Source organism: Marinirhabdus gelatinilytica, from assembly GCF_003353425.1.
Taxonomy (GTDB): domain Bacteria; phylum Bacteroidota; class Bacteroidia; order Flavobacteriales; family Flavobacteriaceae; genus Marinirhabdus; species Marinirhabdus gelatinilytica.
The window spans coordinates 44,318-62,202 of record NZ_QRAO01000003.1; the positions used below are offsets into that span (position 1 = coordinate 44,318).

The window sequence follows — 17,885 nt, forward strand, 5'->3', positions numbered from 1 at the left end:
TTTTGATTTAGTTTTGTAAGACTTCGTATTTTTTTCTAACCTTGATCCTTAACGTTAAAACTGCGCTTACCACCAATAATACCCCTGCAAAGGTTATGGCATTTCTTGGGTCGTTATTGAGAAAGTTACGAAGTACATAACCAAAGGTGAGGTTTTGCAGGATCATGGGTAGTACGATCATCATGTTTATAACACCCATATATACCCCATATCTTTCCTTTGGAATATCTGCCACAACCATCAAATATGGAATTCCCATCATACTGGCCCAACCAATACCAAACCCTGTAATGGCGAAGAACAGTAGACCTTTTGATGAAATATGCGGGAATGCAAGAAAACCTGCAGCGGCAATAATCAAACAAACGGTGTGTACCCATTTAGCACTATATTTTTTTGCGAAAACTACCAGTAAAAAAGCCACCAAGAACGTTACTACATTATACCAACCATTTACAAGTCCCGTCCAACTTACTGCCTGTTCATACACTTCGGGATTACTGGCGGGGGTAACATTGTATACTGAAAGGGCTACACTCTTTGAAGAGTTTTGCCAGTAACAAAATAGCGCATACCATTGAAAAAGGTATACCAAGGCAAGTTGCCACATAGATTTTGGCATATCTTTTATAGCGGAAAATATTTCAATCAAAGGATGGAAAATCCCGTTTTTTTCGGCTTTGAGGGCTGCGAGCTCTTCTGGTGTTGGGGGAATTTCTTTTGTGGTCTTAATGCTCCACAAAATAGATCCTATGGAACAAACCGCTCCTAAGAAAAAAGAAGCGTAGACCCAAGTTGGCAACGACCCCGTTGTTCCTATGAAAATCAACGGAAAAACAAACAAGGAAACGTTTGCCAATGTCTGCCCAAAACCTGTAAAGAAACTCTGCATCTGAAAACCTAAGGGCTGTTGATCCTTATCCAACTTATCGGCAATAAATGCACGATATGGTTCCATTGCGGTATTGTTACCTACATCGAGTATCCATAATAGACCAGCTGCCATCCATAACGAACTACTGTACGGAAATGCCAATAATGCCAAACTACATAATATGGCACCTACTAGAAAATAGGGTTTTCTTCTTCCCAATTTGGGGCTCCAAGTCTTGTCACTCAACGCTCCTACAACTGGCTGCACCAAGAGGCCCGTAACAGGTCCGGCTAAGTGTAGAATTGGGATTTGATCTGCGCTCGCTCCCAAAAAGTCATAAATAGGTGTGACTGCGCTTTGCTGAAGACCAAAACTGTATTGGATTCCGAAGAAGCCTACGTTCATGTTCAATATTTGCCAGAAACTTAATTTCGGTCTCGATAACATCGCTTATTCGTTTTTAATGAGTTTTTCAATAAATTGATCGAAGTCACTATCATTCATAAATACGTCTCCATTTCTATCTACTACCGGAAGTTGAACGTTGGACAAAGAAAAGTTGTTTTCCTCCAGCATATCTAGCATTTCCTGTAGTTTTGGCTTGTTTGTATCTACATCGTAGTATTGAAAATTTATTTTTTTTTCGGTCAAAATCTCTTTGGTCTCTATGCAATAATGGCACGTATCGCTCCCGTAAACTATTAACACCTGTTGGGATTGTGTTTCAGAAATACCCTGCGCAAGTAGCTGGGATGAGAAAAAAAAGATTAGGATTAAAATTCGCATAAGAAGAATTTAGGAAAAAAAAGAGCCAATGGGTGTTAATACATTGACTCTTTTCACATTAACAATATTCAAATATAAAACAAGAGTCGTATTAAAATTTGTAAGTTACTCCCATTGAGATAGATCTACCTGGTACTGGGCGAACACGTATGTAGTTGGTTTGCCCCTCCACGATACTTCCTTCTTCAGACTCTGTAATACCCAAAGTATCGAAAAGGTTGTTTGCGGAGATATTTGCTGCAAGGTTAGTTGTAAACTCATAATTTATAAAACTGTTCACTATTACGAAACCTGGCAAGACCAACTCGTTGCTATCCTGTGCATAAGCTTTGGTCTGTCCAATAACGCTAAGTCCGAAACTGTGCTGCTTGTTTCCTCCAAAGTTGTAGGAAGGAATAAGGTTGTAGATAAAATCTGGTTGTCTTCTTGGAGTATTACCCTCGTTGTCCCCAGAATCAATATCAGCATTGGTGTACGTAACACCACCACGAATTTCTAAGTTGTCCCAACGGTAGCTTCCTTCAAGTTCGATACCGAAAGATCTATAGTCATTTTCGATGATTTGCTGTGTAGTAGCCTCAAAACCACCTTCCTCTATTGTTTTGGCATAAAAGGCTGTTGCGTACAAGGATCCGTTTCCGAAGCCTCTCTTATACCCTACTTCTGCTTGGTTTATAAAATCCAGAGCGTTTATCTGGTCGCCATCCAAATAGTTTAGTCCAGCGAACAAAATACGGTCTGCTTTTGCAGATCCACCCCTACTGTAGCGAGCAAATACGGCTTCGTTCTCTTTAAGAAGGTAGTTGGCACCCAACGAGTATGATACGTAATCATAGTTGTAGTTTACTATAGTTGGGTTTGCAAGATCGATTCCTTGGACTGTTTGTTCAGCTAAAGAGATTTCTCCGTCGTTGTTCACATCGTAAACCGAAGTCACAGGACCGGCAAAAGAACCATCTACCTTTCCGTAATCGAACCTGATGCTACCGTCAAAGTTTAAGTTTTCGGTAGCCTGAACACCAACTGCAAGGTATGGAGCAGAAGTGGTGTATTGTGTATCGTAACTTCTTTGGCAACAGTTTCCGAAGAAAGCAGCACCATACCCCACAAGACCATTGTCTGTCAACCTGTTGCCATCGGCATCGTTTGCATTGATCAATCTTGCGTTGTTACCAGAAGCCTCCAATAGGTATGAGTTCCACAACCAAGACATTTTTACGTTTTGGTTTGCCTTGAAGTAACCTAAGGTTACGTTTACCATGTCAAATTTCTTTGTAAGTCTAAGATCGTTCATAAAGTTGTTGAAGTTGTTCAACTGTGTATCAAACAATACTATAGGAGTAATAAGTGCGTTGTCCGGAACCAATCCACCATTTTGGTATGCCAAGGTTGCATAGCCGTTGCCTGTTGCAAAATCTCCAGCAAGAAAATCGCCCGCTGTTTGTACCGAAGCTGGGAATGGGGAATTAAAACCTCCCTTGTTGAATGAAAATCTACCGTTGTTCTTGAATCTCCATCCTTCGGCCAGCTCAAAAGAAGCTTCCATACCCACGGATATAGACACTGGGTGCATTCCGTCCGTCACGTTAGATCTTCTTAGTTGCCCGCTTTCTCCAAGTCCTACGTTTTGTGTAAGGAAAGGTGTATGCAATGTTTCATTGTTGGCATCGAAATTAGGGATATCCTCAAAGTCTGGGTTGTCGTTGGTTCCTGTAACTTGGATAGGGTTAGGAAGATATGCAATGGCACGGTCATTAAGGTATTTAGTGTACAAGCGTACATATCCATTTTCGAATTCCTTTGTAATATTGAATTTAAACTGTCCTCCATTATTGGCTGTATATCCTGCATCACGAATTCCCTCACCCACTCTATAGAAACCACCCATGTGGAAATAAAGCCCTTCTCCTATTGGCGCACCATATTCAAAATCTGTCCTGAAATTGCTATAATCCAAACCAAATGATGTTGCTACGGATCCGCCTTCGGTCTTTCCTGTCTTACTTATCAAGTTTATGATAGCACCCGGAGAGTTTGAAGAAAGTGTAGAGGCCGAACCTCCACGAATAGCCTCAATTCTTGAGATGTTGGCATCGAATCTTGTAAATATATCTGCAGTACCAAATGCAATATCACCAAACAGCAATACTGGAAGCCCGTCCTCTTGTAATTGTACATATTTTGAACCACCTGAAGAAACTGGCACACCACGAACAGCAATGTTCGCATTACCTTCTCCACCTGAAGACTCAGAGCGGATACCTGGTACCGTCCTGAATATTTCGGCAGTTGTCCTTGGAGCAGATTGTACAATATCATTTGGCTTTAAAGAGGTAATGGACACACTGGATTCTATCCTAGATTGTGGATTGGTTACCCCCGTTACGATTACTGTATCCAAGGATTCAGCATCTTCACTCATAGATACATTAGCCGTAACATCTGCACCAGCAACTGTTACAGTTTCTTTTACATTGGTATAACCAATATAGCTAGCTGAAAGCACATACGTACCATCATCTACATTAGTGATTGTGTACATACCATCAAAATCTGTAATGGCACCTTTGTTGGTTTGTTCAAGTATCACATTTACTCCACTTATAGGAGCGCCTGTCTCATCGGTAATTATTCCGGAAATACTTGATTGTGCAAATACACTAGCTGAAAATAGCGCTACAGTAAATGCTAAGAACATTTTTAAGTTTGAAGTTTTCATTGGTTCAGTTTCTTATAAATTAATAATAAAAAGCTTTGTTTGGTACTAAACTAATTTATTCACCCCATGAAAATTATCAAATTCTCAACGAAATCGTTTTCGAAAATAACGAAAACGTTTTCGTTATATTTGCTTTTTATAGAATAGACAACAATGAAACCTATTACCCTACAAGAAATTGCCGATACGTTGGGAATTTCGGTATCTACAGCATCCAAGGCATTAAAAGATTATCCGGATGTAAGCCAAAGGACAAAACGCCTAGTTAAGGAACTTGCTGCAACCTTGAACTATACACCCAACTCTTTCGCTGTAAATCTCAGGACAAAGGAGTCTATGACCATTGGACTTATTATTCCCGAGGTGGTACACCATTTCTTTTCAAGTGTAATCAAAGGAATTATCTATCAAGCTGAAAAGAAAGGATATCTTGTAATCACCCTACAGTCCAACGAATCCTACGAACTTGAAAAAAAACAAATAGCCTTGCTTATGCGTAAAAATGTAGATGGTATATTGATTTCGCTGGCCAACCAAACCGCTAATTTCGATCACCTTAAGGAAGTAATTGAGCAAGATAAGCCACTAGTTATGTTCGATAAGATTGCCAAAGTACTGCCCTGCTCAAAAGTAATCATTAACGATAGGAAAGCAGCGTACACAGCTACAAAACACCTCGTTGACAGTGGTTGCAAACGGATTGCACATTTTAGGGGGCCGTTGTTACCACAAAACTCGATCGATAGATTCTTGGGCTATAAAAAGGCGATTGAAGACCACGACATACAGTACGATCCTTCCTTAGTATATATATGTGAGGATATGTCATTTGAAGAAGGTAAAAAATATGCCCAGAAGTTGTATGAAGAACATAAGGACGTGGACGGTATATTTGTAAATACTGATCTTGTTGCCATTGGCGCCATTACACAATTAAAAGAACTTGGTGTGAAGATACCCGAAGATATAGCCATTGTAGGTTTCAGCAATTGGTTTATGTCCTCTGCCATTACCCCTACCCTCACCACTATCGATCAGCCCGGGTTTAAAATGGGCAAAACGGCATTTAAGAGACTTTTAAAAGAAATGAAAAAAAAGAAAAATGATGAAAAAACAGACCCAAAGATCATTGAGCTTGAGACCAGTTTGGTCAAAAGAGACTCTACACCTACTTAAAAGCCTATAATCAAGGTATTTACTGAATTTCGCTCGATTGAAGTTATAAGTTGACCAATTCACGAAAATTTTTAAATGCTTTTATTTTATTCTAAAACATAATTTGATCCATGTTTAAAACAATTTTCGAAATCACTAAAATGGATTGCCCCTCGGAGGAAAATCTGATACGGATGAAACTTGATGGAATTTCGAGCATTGCCAATCTAGACTTTGATATCCCCAACCGCAAACTCACTGTTTTCCACACCGGTACTGCAGTTGTTATTGAAAAATCGGTTCTTGAACTGAATCTTGGCGGAAAGAGAATCTCTACCGAACCCACCCAACAAACCAGCTTCAAGGAACAAACAGACCAAAAAAAATTGCTGTGGACAGTGCTAGCGATAAACTTTGCCTTCTTTATCATAGAAATGATAACAGGACTTATCTCAAAATCTATGGGATTGGTAGCAGACAGTCTGGATATGCTGGCAGACAGTTTTGTGTATGGCATTAGCCTGTTTGCAGTTGGCGGCACACTACTGCGGAAAAAACATATCGCAAAAGTTGCTGGGTATTTTCAAATTACGCTTGCCATCATTGGATTTGTAGAAGTTGTGAGACGTTTTATTAACGCCGAAAAACTTCCCGACTTCTCCACTATGATCGTTGTTTCAATTTTCGCACTTATTGCAAACGGTATTTGTCTCTACATTTTGCAAAAATCCAAAAGCAAGGACGAGGCACATATGAAAGCCAGTATGATTTTCACTTCAAACGACGTCATCATCAATCTAGGCGTGATCATTGCAGGAATACTGGTACTCTGGCTACAATCCAACAAACCAGATTTAATTATTGGAACCATTGTATTTGTGCTGGTAATTCAAGGAGCTTTTAGAATTTTAAAGTTGAGTAAGTAGTTAGAAATCCTCGAAAGGAGACTTTATCTTCTTGGATGCAAGCCCTCTGCAAAACTTAATCAATATTTATACGAATTAACAAATTGGTACTATGCCACTCTTTCGAGGATAGATTCCTTCTTCTTCTAGGGTGTGTTGGCCAAGGATCGCGTACTGTCGCATTTACAACTTGTCCGTTACCATAGGCGTCCCTGTCGTATTCCACAGCAGTTAAAACCATAGCATGTCCAAGAGTCCCTATAATTAAAGGTCTATCATTGGCTAAATCCTGAGCAGCCGTGATAGGGTTTGAATAATATTCGGTGGCACTAGCCCTGAAACTCCGTCCGTTTCTATCTACATAGGTCCTGTTAAGAGCACGCAGAATGTCTTGCCTTGAGCCGCTATTGTTCCTTAAAGTTCCCCAAGCTTGATATACTATATCTTCCTGAGTTATATTGTATCCGTAATAATTAAACACGGCTTCTATGGAGGCCGCCCAGCACCATTGGCTCTTCAGTTGGGTCTTATTTGCTACGACATTCAAAATTGACGAATCTATACCAGCGACACAACGTTGTACTCCTCGAGAGTTAAAATTACCACAGCGTACCCCAAGGGTCTCTTCAGTATCTACTGAAATGTTTATTTTATCGAAATTTTCTTTTTTACTGTTCAGAAGAAAAAAAAGTATCAGTAATGGTGCAAAGTAATATCTCATAATAAACCATTTTAAAGTTAAGGAAAAACTAAATGCATACTTTTACATATACCATTGCAAGCTATTCTTTCCTACTTTAAAAATCAATACCCGGTACTGGTTATATTGCTGATTGTTAGTTTTTTAAACTCTTTAATTTCATTTTTAAAGTTTTATACCTATTCTCGGCTTCCTGCCCTGGCAACTGGTCTGCCCGGCTTACCATATTGTACAGGTAGCCAATTTGGGAAATGAGCATTTGTTGTGGATAGGCTCCCTCGTCATTTTTGAGCACTTGCAGTTTATTTTCAATGGTGCGCAACGTAGTTGGGTCTGGGCTGGCGTTATTGGCTGTCAATGTTTCTTTTTGGGTCTCTAGATCAGCTTGTAATTGCTTTGCTTCGGATAGCAGCTCGAGTACTTTATTCTGAAATGCCAACTGTTCCCCCATATCCTGTTGCGTAAAGCCTTGTTGTGTGATTCTTGGGTCTGGAACAATTTCGAACGTTTGCTCCAAGGTTTGCCCAGCCACGGTAAGCTTGGCAATGTAAGTTCCCGGTGCCACCATGGGACCTCGTTGGTATCTACGCTTAATATCCTTGTCCCACGCGCCACGTTGCCTTAAGTTCCAGTTGAAGCGGTGTAGGCCAGGTTTGCTGCTCAATCGTTCATCGGTGTATCTAAAAATCTGGCTCAGTTGCATATTCTCAACTTCGGTAACTTCGCTTACGCCTTCTTGTTCTTCCACTTCAATTTCTTCCTCTACCTCAGTTTCAACATCGTTATGTATAGCGCTATCGAACGCTTTCAACAAGGTACTATCACTTAAAATCGTGGTGATGGGTCTTCTGTTTTCGTTCATAATCTCCAATTGCACACTGCCCTTGTAGTTCTTCGGAATATAATAATCTAACGTCACCGCTGTTTGTGGGTACTGCAGATTAGAGATTCCACGAACCGTAGGGTATCGATACCGAATTGTAGTATCTGGCTTAAACAATACCGGAACTGTGCTTAAGCTATTAATTGCCTGCTGGCGTAATGCCGTGATGTTATCCAATATCCAAAACCCACGTCCCATGGTACTTATAATTAAATCGCCTCTAAAAATCTTAAGGTCGGTAATAGGCGTCACCGGTAAATTTTGTTGAAACTTTTGCCACGTCACACCATCGTTAAAGGAAACAAACACACCATACTCGGTACCAGCATACAGCAACCCTTCTCGCTCTGGATCTTCCCGAAGCACTCGCGTGGGGAAATCTGAAGGAATACCATTGTTGCCATTGGACAGCAACTGCCAAGAAGCCCCGTAATCTGAAGTTTTGTACACATACGGCCTGTCGTCTCCCAGCAAGTGGAAATCTACCGCAATATAGGCCTTGGCGGGGTTGTACTGTGAAGGCTCAATAGACTCTACCCTGCCCCCCTTTGGAAGACTGGCCGGCGTTACATTGGCCCACGTTTTTCCACCATCCCGGGTCAATGAAACCACCCCGTCGTTGGAGCCGGTCCAAATTAGTCCTTCCACAAGTTTGGACTCCCTAATGGAATAGAGTGTACTATAGTATTCTTCGCCCGTTATATCTCGCGTAATGGGACTTCCTGAGATAACTTGTTTGTCTGCCTCAAAGGCTGTGAGATCTGGTGAAATGGTTTCCCAAGTGAGGCCTTCGGTTACCGTTTTGTGTAAATACTGCGAACCGTGGTACACCACATCTGGATTGTGGGGCGAAACCTCTATGGGCGCCACCCGTTGGAAACGATATTCTAGATCTTTTGGGTTGTGTCCATAGATGTTGGATGCACCTACGTAGTACCCCTTTTCGGTACCTGTACGCTTATCGAATACACTAAACCGCCCTTTGCAATTGGCATACACAATATTGTGGTTTCCGGGTTTGGGCACGCCAGGTCCCGTTTCGCACCCACCAGTGTTGATGAGCCATCCTGTTTCAGGATTTTGTACCGAGTTGGGTGGAAAACTGGGCACCGCAATGGTAGACGAATTATCCTGTTGTCCCGCATACAGCCAGTAGGGGTATTGGTCGTCTACTGCCACTTGGTACAACTCTGCGGTGGGCTGGTTAAACTGGGTGCTCCAAGTTTTTCCGCCATTGTGGCTTACGTTAGCACCACCATCGTTCGCTTGGATCAACAAATCTGGATCGTTAGGGTTTAGCCAGATATCGTGGTTATCGCCGTGGGGAACTTCGAAATAAGTCCAGGTTTTACCACCATCGGTAGATTTAAGTCCCGGATTTGCCATGGAGAAGACTATGTTGGCATTGGTGGGATCCACTTCCACGTTGGTGTAATAAAAGGGTCGGTTTACCAATCGTACATCACTGGAAATTTGTACAAAACTCTTTCCTTCGTCTTCAGATTTGTAGAGGCCTCGCTCCTCTCCTTCGGATTCTATGATGGCATAGAGCCATTTAGGTTCGTCTGCCGAAACGGCCAAATCTATTTTGCCTATCAGCCCCTTGGGCAGCCCATTGCCCAACTTCTCCCAATCCTTACCGCCATTCTTGGATTTGTAGATACCACCTTCCTCCTGTGTACCTCCCGAAATAATGGTCCATGGCCTACGTTGCCCTTTCCAAGCGGCAGCGTAGAGCACATCGTTCTTCTTGGGATGGATCTCAAGGTCTGAGAAACCAGTTTCGTTTGAGATATGTAAAATTTTATCCCAGGTTTTCCCTCCATCTTCGGTTTTGTAGACCCCTCTTTCCTCATTGTTCTTAAACGCATTACCAATGGCCGCTACATATACTATATTCGGATCCTTTCTATCGATTTCCACAGCACCAATCTGTCCTGTGTTCTTTAGGCCAATGTGCTGCCAGGTCTCCCCGCCGTTCAAACTTTTATACACCCCTCGCCCACTAATTACGTTGCTGCGCAGCCCGTCGGAACCCGTTCCCACATAGACAATGTTGGGGTTATTGGGGGCAACTTCAATAGCACCAATAGAGGGCGTTTCAAAATAACCATCGCTCACGTTTTTCCAAGTGGTTCCGTAGTCTTCGGTTTTCCAGACACCACCTCCCGTTGCTCCCAGGAAAAATACATTTGGGATCTCTGGAATTCCTGTTACTGCTGTCACACGACCGCCTCTAAGCGGTCCCACATTTCGGTATTGGAAAGCCTTGAAATCTTGGGCAAAAACACAGGTAGTAACAAAAAATAATACAATAGACGAGAATAGATAGTGATGGTAATTACGTTGCATAGCATAAAATTTTAAATGCTTAAAAATACTGAAATTGTTATAACACACTGTCATCAATCTTCCTTGAAATACAATATTTCAAGAAAACTTCCGCAAAATGTTATAGCCTTGTTAAAAAAATAGTTAATTACATCGCAAGTAGATATTGGTAACTCCTTTTTAAATAATTTTAAAGTGAACCAAACATCACTTTTATGAAAATACGTTACACACTCATTGCCCTAGTGGTATTCAGCTTTATCTTTTCTGCTGAAACAAACGCACAACGAAAAAAGAATCAAAAAAACACAACTACATCGGCTTCCATCTTGGATTCGGTAATCAATGGACTAGAGTTTCGAAGTATTGGTCCCGCCTTTATGAGCGGACGAATCTCAGATATAGAGATCCACCCCTACAATGAGAACATTTGGTATGTTGCCGTGGGGTCTGGCGGCGTATGGAAAACTGTAAATTCTGGTACCACATGGACTCCTATTTTTGACGACCAACCCTCCTACTCTATCGGTACCGTGACCTTGGATCCCCAAAACCCCAATATTGTTTGGGTAGGCTCTGGTGAGGATAGCGGTGGTCGCCATGTTGGGTACGGCGATGGTGTATATAAAAGTATGGACGGTGGTACGACATGGAAAAATGTTGGTTTAAAAAACTCCGAACACATTTCTCGCATTATCGTACATCCAGAAGATAGCAATACCGTTTGGGTTACAGCACAGGGACCATTGTGGAGCAAAGGTGGTGACCGTGGTATCTACAAGACAACCGATGGTGGAGCAACCTGGAATAAAACGCTAGGAGATGACGAATGGGTGGGCGCAACAGATCTTGAACTGGACCCCACCAACCCAGATATTCTCTACGCCGCAACCTGGCAACGCCACAGAACCGTAGCGGCCTACGTGGGCGGTGGTCCAGGCACTGGCCTCTACAAAAGTGCCGACGGCGGCGATACTTGGACAGAACTCAAAACAGGACTGCCAGATACTTGGATGGGAAAAATAGGTATAGCTATTTCTCCACAGAGCCCAGATGTAATTTATGCAGCTATTGAAGAAGAGCGTAGGACCGGTGGGCTGTACCGTTCGGAAAATGGTGGGCAGTCTTGGAAAAAGATGAGCAACACAGTTTCAGGTGGAACCGGACCGCACTATTACCAAGAACTATATGCCTCGCCACATCACGAGGGCTTTTTGTATTTAATGGATAATACACTACAAATTTCAGAAGATGGAGGGAAGACATTTTACCGTATGAACCGCAAGAACAAGCACGGCGACAACCATGCCATTGCGTTTAGAGAGAGCGACCCAGATTATTTGATCGTGGGCACAGATGGTGGGCTGTATGAAACTTTTGACCATACCAAAACTTGGAAATATGTGGAGAACTTGCCCGTCACACAATTCTATAAGGTAGCCGTAGATGATGCTGAACCTTTTTATAACGTGTTTGGCGGTACACAGGACAACAGTACCGAAGGTGGTCCCTCGCGAACCGATAATGTACATGGTGTCCAGAATAGCGATTGGCGCGTAATCCTGAATTGGGACGGCCACCAACCCGCTACAGAACCTGGCAATCCCAATATTATGTATGCCGAACGCCAAGAGGGAACCCTTTCCCGAATTGACATGAAAACGGGTGAGGTAATTGACATTCAGCCCCAAGCGGGAGCCAACGAAAAAACCGAACGTTTTAATTGGGATGCGCCTATTCTGGTGAGTCCGCACAACCCTACTACTATTTATTTTGCCTCACAACGTGTGTGGAAAAGTGACAACCGTGGGGACGATTGGACAGCCATTTCAGCAGATCTCACCAAAAACGAAGAACGCATCACACTTCCCATTATGGGCAAGCAACAAAGCTGGGATGCACCGTGGGACGTGTATGCCATGTCCAATTACAACACCATTACTTCCTTGGCAGAGTCACCTAAACAAAAGGGTCTGCTCTATGCAGGAACCGATGATGGAAGCATACAGATTTCAGAAAACGATGGCGGCTCTTGGCGAAAAGTGAACGTAGGGAATATTCCCGGAGTACCTTCTACCGCTTTTGTGAATGACATTAAAGCCGATATGTTTGATGCCAACACCGTTTATGTTGTGCTGGATAACCATAAATACGGAGATTTTACCCCCTATTTACTGAAAAGTACCGATAAAGGGAACACTTGGACTTCACTACGAAGCAATTTACCAGACAGGACATTACTGTGGCGAATTGTTCAGGACCACGTAAAACCGAATTTATTGTTCTTGGCATCGGAATTTGGAATCTATGTAAGCGTTAACGGTGGTAAACACTGGACCAAGATGAAGGGCGGGGTTCCCACAATTTCATTTCGGGATTTGGCCATTCAACGTCGTGAGAACGATTTGGTGGGTGCTTCCTTTGGAAGAGGTTTTTATATTTTAGATGATTACACAGCACTACGCGAGATTACGGAAGATGCCTTGAAAAATGAGACCGCAATGTTGTTCCCCGTGCGTGATGCGTGGTGGTACATTCCTAAGTCGCATTTGAGTTTCGATGCCGGAAAGGGAAGCCAGGGCGATGACCATTTTGTGGCACCCAACCCGGATTTTGGAGCTATGTTCACCTATTATTTAAAGGAAAGCTACCAGACCTCCAAAGCAAAACGAAAAGCCAAGGAGAAAGATATGCAGGATACAAACATTCCCTTTGCTGGCTGGGAAGCCCTTGAAAAAGAAGTATTGGAAACCGAGCCACAACTTGTATTTACAGTGACCGATACCCAAGGGAATGTAGTAAGAAATCTCACTGCACCCGCCAAAAAGGGGATACACCGTATTGCATGGGATCTTCGTTATCCATCTCTGGATGCCATTACATTGCAACAGAAAAAGAAAGATGAAAACGCTTCTGGATTGTTGGCTCCTCCTGGCAGCTATAGCGTCACTATGTATCTAAACGACAATGGAAACGTAACCAAATTAACCGATGCAGAACGTTTTGAGGTGAAACCCCTTTACGAAAGCTCGATTAAAACCGTACCGCCGCAAGAAGCTTCAGCATTTTGGAGAACATTTGAGAACACTCAACGGTCTTCGGCACAGCTGAATATGGGGCTTGATAAATCCATTCGACGTGCCAAGGCTATGCAAACAGCCCTTAACCGTAGCCGGGTGCAGCCAGGTGCCCTAAATGAAAAAATCATGAAGGTATTGGAGGATCTCCAACAACTCAATACCGAGCTCAACGGGAATTATGCCCGCAACGAGATAGGCGAAAAGGGAAACCCAACATTGGGCGACCGTATGTTTGCCATTTACAGAGGTATCGAGCGTTCTACCTATGGCCCCACCTCCTCTCACAAGCAACAGTTGCAAATAGTACAGCAACAAATCTCCAACGCCTTGGCAAAACTGAAAGTTTCGCAACAAGCCTTGGATGTGCTATACGACCAATTACAAGCTGCGGGAGCACCCTATGTGGAGCATTAGAGATGGAAAATTGGCGGGAAGGATATAATTTTGTTAAATACATACCCTTTCGAGTGTCCCGCACCTAGCTAGGGGCTGTATCGAGAACCGAATTCGAATGGGTAGTTTCTAGGTTTAGAGGTTGTCCTAAAACATATTTTAGATGGCCACTACCCTAAAGTGGAGTATGAACTTATTATCAAACACATAACATATGAAAAAACTAATTCAAATCATCGGGGCTGCTTGGGGCGCCAAAAAAATTGGTGGCGGAAAATGCGGTTGTATAGGGACTATTTTTGTATTTATCATCCTTTATGTCGTGTTAGGTTATGTACTGGAGTGGTTTTAACTATATTTTAAGCTAAAGTTGTATTAAAGCCCGTGGTTAGGGCGTTCAAAGACCTTACATTTGTATATGAATTTGAACAGAAAAACAACTTTGACTATGAACAAGAATCAGAAAACAGGTCTTATTGCACTTATTGGAGCAGGGATCGCAGGTGGATTGGCATACTGGAAATACAAAACCATGTCGCCAGAAGAAAAACAACAATTGAAATCCCGTGTGAACAACGCCGGAGATAGACTGAAGGAAACCGCCAGCGATGTAGAGCGTTCCATTAGTGACAAGTATAAAGAGCTTAAGAAAATGGCAAGCTAAGCCATCCAAATATTAAAAGAAAATCCTGCTGTATGGCAGGATTTTTTTATTGTAGCCTGTTCGCAGTATCTTTACAAAAAATGCTACCGTGCACCCAAAGAACATACACCAAGCACCTTATCCGTTAGAAAAGCTCACTAAGGCTCATCCTCCCCTAGCAGAATTTGTCCACATCAATACCTTTGGCAGAGAAACCGTGGATTTCTCCAGTTCCCACGCGGTATTTCATCTCAATAAAGCATTGCTGGAATATTATTATAATATAACCGGTTGGCATATCCCCGAAGGATACCTGTGTCCTCCCATTCCCTCTCGGGCAGACTATATTCATTACCTACAGGAATTACTTCAGGAAACTCCTATTACACATACTATCAATGCATTGGACGTGGGAACGGGTGCCAATTGTATTTATGCCCTGTTAGGAGCCCAGATGTATAATTGGAACGTGGTAGGTTGCGACATTGATGCTACGGCTGTCGCAGCAGCCAAAAAAAATGCAATGGCTACGGAAGGGCTTTCAGAAAAGATTGAAATACGCCACCAGACCAACAACGCCCATATTTTTGAAGGTATCATCCTCCCAGATGAGTTTTACCATGTTACAGTTTGCAATCCTCCGTTCTATGGTTCTGAAGAAGAGGCCAACAAAAATACCATTAGAAAACTGAAGCAACTGAATCCTGAAAAATCTATTCTGGAATTGGAACGAAATTTTAAGGGTCGTCCCAACGAATTGTGGTGCAATGGTGGCGAGGCACTCTTTATAAAGCGGATGATAAAACAAAGTGTCTCGTTTAAGGACCAGGTAGGCTGGTTCACTACTCTGGTTTCAAAAAAAGAGCACTTGACCAAAATCTACAAATTGCTCCAAAAATTAAATACTGATTATAAAACCCTACAGATGAAACAGGGCCATAAAGAAACCCGAGTGGTGGCGTGGCGATTTTTATAGTTCTAATCCTTGCTGAAGGTTGAAAATTCTCTCCGCAACAAAGCCAGCTTTGGTTCAATAAAGCGTTCACAGAAAGGTTTGTTCGGGTTTTTTGCGTAATAATTGGTTATCGCTTCTCGAGAACCTCTAAAAGACTGAAACGGAAGCACTTCGGTTATCAGCTTTTCAGAAAAATCTCGCTGTAATCGCTCTAAGATACTTTCTGAAGCTTCTTTTTGCGCTTCTGAAAAAGTGTACACAGCAGACCTGTATTTCTCTCGCATACTGTGGGCGATGGTGCTCTTATGGGTATATAGGTGAATTTCGATTAGAACCGCTAAAGAAATTTCTTCAGCTTTAAAGTGAACGATAACCGCTTCGGAAAACGAACACGCCTTCCCTATAGATGCCACGTAGCCCTGCTCTACTTTTTCAACCCCACGCACCGATTGAAATATTGCTTCGGTACACCAATGGCAACCGCCACCTAATGCTATTTTTGAGATGTTACGATTCAATTATAATATAATTTTCAAGGAAATGACGTACTTTTTCAACAGACATTTCGCAAGGTTTTAGTGAGTCATTCAAGCCGATATAATTATTACAGCTTATAAAATTGGTACCACTCAAATCTTCAGCATACAATTTTATACTTCTCCCGTTGTTAAAATCCTCTCTGGTAACACCATAGGTACTTTTTAGATACAGAACTCTAGAAAATCCTTCGGGCAACTGTTGAATGCGTTGTTATATATTCAGCATAAAGATCAGTGTATTACTATTTTTTTGGTTTGCACAGTACCTCCATTGGTAACTGTTACAAAGTAAACCCCTGCGGTTACCTTTGCACCTATAGTATTGGTTGCGTCCCATACAATTTTCTGAGGCCCTTCAACCGTGGCATCTAGTAATGTAGTTACCTTTCGACCTAACAAGTCGTACACGTTAACGGTGGTTTTAGTGTTCCCAAAGACACTAAACCCAATAGTAGTTTCATTTAAAACGGGATTGGGCGAAACCGTAAAGGCTGTACCATAAAGTTCAGTAGCACCAATCCCCAGGGTTCCATCTGGCGACACTTTGGTGTAATAGACGTCCTGTCCGCCCGTAAATGTACCACACCAAGCGATATGCGCAAAATTGTTATCACTTTTCATATCCATATAGTCGCCCATTTTTTGCTGCACGGGATAGCCAATTGTAGGATCAAACGGTTCAGAGATTGGGGTGTTGGGAGACCAAGTATCTCCTTGGTCTTCAGAAAAAGAATAATACAAAACAGAGTCAAAACCTCCTGCTGCATCGCGAGTGTCCAGCCAGATAACATCAATACGTCCGTTGGGAGCCACCGCCATAGTACCAAACCATTGGTAGGCATTTGAGCCGGTATCGGTGTTTATTCGAACGGGAGCTTCAAAACTGTTGCCACCATCGGTACTTCGCGCAAACATCACATCGGCTGGGTCGCCATTTGAGTTTCGCTCCACCGAAGCTACCACGTACACATTGTTATGCCCAGCACCAAAGCTCACGTCCACATCTACCCAGGCCTGACCCACCAGTCCTTGTGGGTTTATAGGTTCGCCAACGCTTAAATTTCCATCGAGATTAGCGGTTGTACTGTTTGTAAACGTTACTGGAACGGCTGGATTACTGGCCGTGGTAGATTTAATGACAACAATATTACCACCATTGGTTCCTGTTAAATACAGGTTGGCATCAGCATCTACGGCAAGGGTACCCCAAAACGGATCGCCAGGAATGTTCAAGCAATCCTCGAAGGTGTTAGACTGGTCTGTAGAGCGGGTAAATGCCCCAGGACAAGTAGAGAAGGAACGATTCCAGTACGAATAATTATACCCAGCGCTGGGCCCGCCAGTCCTATCAATACGCATCCATTGTTTGTCACCACCTTTTGCGGGTACGGGGGCTTCCCAATCTACCCCACCATCCCTAATGGCAAATACATCACACTCAAAACTTCCTTGAAGACTGTTGTAGAAAAAATTCCCATCATTGTCAAAATCCAACACAGGATCGGACCGGAACAGTCCTGGGTCCAGTACCCCGGGAAAGGTCCAGTCGTACCCACCATTGGTAGAATACCCGTAACCTGCTTGCCTAAAATCGTTTCCAACATCGTCAAACTGCCGCCACCCCACGACAATTCTATCTGGATTGGTAGGGTCCACGGCCAGGGACGGCTCGTTTGCGGCATCGCCCACAATGTTGTTTCCATTTGCGGCGATGTTCACTTGTTTTGTGAAATAATTGGACGTAAGCTGCTCGTAAGCAAGAGACTGAGGTTGTGCCTGCCTATTTATGTATTCATACGGCATATTTTCCTTTTCTTTTGGTAACTGTTGCTGTAAGTCTGTTGTTACTTCTTGCGAAAAAACGTTTTGGGTTAATAAGACCAAAGCTAGTTTTAAGAGTAGTTTATTTTTCATAATGCTGA

The 17,885-nt window shown here is 42.7% G+C and carries 13 protein-coding genes; 6 read left to right on the plus strand and 7 right to left on the minus strand.

The window, feature by feature from the left end; genetic code table 11:
- Positions 1-7: 7 nt before the first annotated feature.
- From C8D94_RS09220 to C8D94_RS09230, 3 genes are all read right to left on the minus strand, one after another.
- On the minus strand, positions 8-1,279 hold the full coding sequence (locus C8D94_RS09220) for an MFS transporter (protein ID WP_394340214.1): 1,272 nt from the start codon (positions 1,277-1,279) through the stop codon (positions 8-10).
- A 45-nt stretch (positions 1,280-1,324) separates the two neighbouring features.
- On the minus strand, positions 1,325-1,660 hold the full coding sequence (locus C8D94_RS09225; protein ID WP_115123665.1) for a glutaredoxin family protein: 336 nt from the start codon (positions 1,658-1,660) through the stop codon (positions 1,325-1,327).
- Between the two features lie 91 nt (positions 1,661-1,751).
- The gene (locus C8D94_RS09230; protein ID WP_115123666.1) at positions 1,752-4,379 is read right to left on the minus strand and encodes a TonB-dependent receptor; all 2,628 of its coding nucleotides are present in this window, start codon (positions 4,377-4,379) and stop codon (positions 1,752-1,754) included.
- A 153-nt stretch (positions 4,380-4,532) separates the two neighbouring features.
- On the opposite strand from C8D94_RS09230, the gene C8D94_RS09235 reads away from it, so the two are divergent.
- Both C8D94_RS09235 and C8D94_RS09240 read left to right on the plus strand, forming a co-directional pair.
- Positions 4,533-5,555, plus strand: a complete 1,023-nt coding sequence (locus tag C8D94_RS09235) for a LacI family DNA-binding transcriptional regulator (RefSeq protein WP_115123667.1) — start codon at positions 4,533-4,535, stop codon at positions 5,553-5,555.
- Positions 5,556-5,665: 110 nt separating this feature from the next.
- Entirely contained in the window at positions 5,666-6,460 is a 795-nt protein-coding gene (locus C8D94_RS09240; protein ID WP_115123668.1) for a cation transporter, read from the plus strand.
- A 55-nt stretch (positions 6,461-6,515) separates the two neighbouring features.
- Here the strand turns inward: C8D94_RS09240 and C8D94_RS09245 are convergent, their stop codons facing one another.
- Both C8D94_RS09245 and C8D94_RS09250 read right to left on the minus strand, forming a co-directional pair.
- On the minus strand, positions 6,516-7,160 hold the full coding sequence (locus C8D94_RS09245) for a papain-like cysteine protease family protein (protein WP_115123669.1): 645 nt from the start codon (positions 7,158-7,160) through the stop codon (positions 6,516-6,518).
- Between the two features lie 115 nt (positions 7,161-7,275).
- Positions 7,276-10,374, minus strand: a complete 3,099-nt coding sequence (locus C8D94_RS09250; protein WP_115123670.1) for a WD40/YVTN/BNR-like repeat-containing protein — start codon at positions 10,372-10,374, stop codon at positions 7,276-7,278.
- 194 nt (positions 10,375-10,568) lie between these two features.
- Between C8D94_RS09250 and C8D94_RS09255 the strand changes: the two genes are divergently transcribed.
- From C8D94_RS09255 to rlmF, 4 genes are all read left to right on the plus strand, one after another.
- Positions 10,569-13,847 carry a VPS10 domain-containing protein gene (locus C8D94_RS09255; RefSeq protein ID WP_115123671.1) on the plus strand — a complete coding sequence of 1,093 codons (3,279 nt, stop codon included), beginning with the start codon at positions 10,569-10,571 and terminating at the stop codon, positions 13,845-13,847.
- Between the two features lie 193 nt (positions 13,848-14,040).
- Positions 14,041-14,178 carry a hypothetical protein gene (locus tag C8D94_RS15315; protein ID WP_170134751.1) on the plus strand — a complete coding sequence of 46 codons (138 nt, stop codon included), beginning with the start codon at positions 14,041-14,043 and terminating at the stop codon, positions 14,176-14,178.
- A 96-nt stretch (positions 14,179-14,274) separates the two neighbouring features.
- On the plus strand, positions 14,275-14,490 hold the full coding sequence (locus C8D94_RS09260) for a YtxH domain-containing protein (RefSeq protein ID WP_115123672.1): 216 nt from the start codon (positions 14,275-14,277) through the stop codon (positions 14,488-14,490).
- Positions 14,491-14,578: 88 nt separating this feature from the next.
- Positions 14,579-15,445, plus strand: a complete 867-nt coding sequence (gene rlmF, locus C8D94_RS09265; protein WP_115123673.1) for a 23S rRNA (adenine(1618)-N(6))-methyltransferase RlmF — start codon at positions 14,579-14,581, stop codon at positions 15,443-15,445.
- Positions 15,446-15,447: 2 nt separating this feature from the next.
- Here rlmF and C8D94_RS09270 read toward each other — a convergent pair whose 3' ends face one another.
- Positions 15,448-15,942, minus strand: a complete 495-nt coding sequence (locus C8D94_RS09270) for a peptide-methionine (S)-S-oxide reductase (RefSeq protein ID WP_115123674.1) — start codon at positions 15,940-15,942, stop codon at positions 15,448-15,450.
- Positions 15,943-16,194: 252 nt separating this feature from the next.
- The gene (locus C8D94_RS09280) at positions 16,195-17,877 is read right to left on the minus strand and encodes a T9SS type A sorting domain-containing protein (RefSeq protein ID WP_115123676.1); all 1,683 of its coding nucleotides are present in this window, start codon (positions 17,875-17,877) and stop codon (positions 16,195-16,197) included.
- Between the last annotated feature and the right edge of the window lie 8 nt (positions 17,878-17,885).

Bases quoted from the DNA above. Each gene is read 5' to 3' on its own strand.
- C8D94_RS09260 (WP_115123672.1), top strand. From the start codon at position 14,275: ATGAACAAGAATCAGAAAACAGGTCTTATTGCACTTATTGGAGCAGGG.
- C8D94_RS09280 (WP_115123676.1), bottom strand. From the start codon at position 17,877: ATGAAAAATAAACTACTCTTAAAACTAGCTTTGGTCTTATTAACCCAA.
- C8D94_RS09245 (WP_115123669.1), bottom strand. From the start codon at position 7,160: ATGAGATATTACTTTGCACCATTACTGATACTTTTTTTTCTTCTGAAC.
- C8D94_RS09220 (WP_394340214.1), bottom strand. From the start codon at position 1,279: ATGAACGTAGGCTTCTTCGGAATCCAATACAGTTTTGGTCTTCAGCAA.
- C8D94_RS09230 (WP_115123666.1), bottom strand. From the start codon at position 4,379: ATGAAAACTTCAAACTTAAAAATGTTCTTAGCATTTACTGTAGCGCTA.
- C8D94_RS09235 (WP_115123667.1), top strand. From the start codon at position 4,533: ATGAAACCTATTACCCTACAAGAAATTGCCGATACGTTGGGAATTTCG.
- C8D94_RS09255 (WP_115123671.1), top strand. From the start codon at position 10,569: ATGAAAATACGTTACACACTCATTGCCCTAGTGGTATTCAGCTTTATC.
- C8D94_RS15315 (WP_170134751.1), top strand. From the start codon at position 14,041: ATGAAAAAACTAATTCAAATCATCGGGGCTGCTTGGGGCGCCAAAAAA.
- C8D94_RS09240 (WP_115123668.1), top strand. From the start codon at position 5,666: ATGTTTAAAACAATTTTCGAAATCACTAAAATGGATTGCCCCTCGGAG.
- C8D94_RS09250 (WP_115123670.1), bottom strand. From the start codon at position 10,374: ATGCAACGTAATTACCATCACTATCTATTCTCGTCTATTGTATTATTT.
- C8D94_RS09225 (WP_115123665.1), bottom strand. From the start codon at position 1,660: ATGCGAATTTTAATCCTAATCTTTTTTTTCTCATCCCAGCTACTTGCG.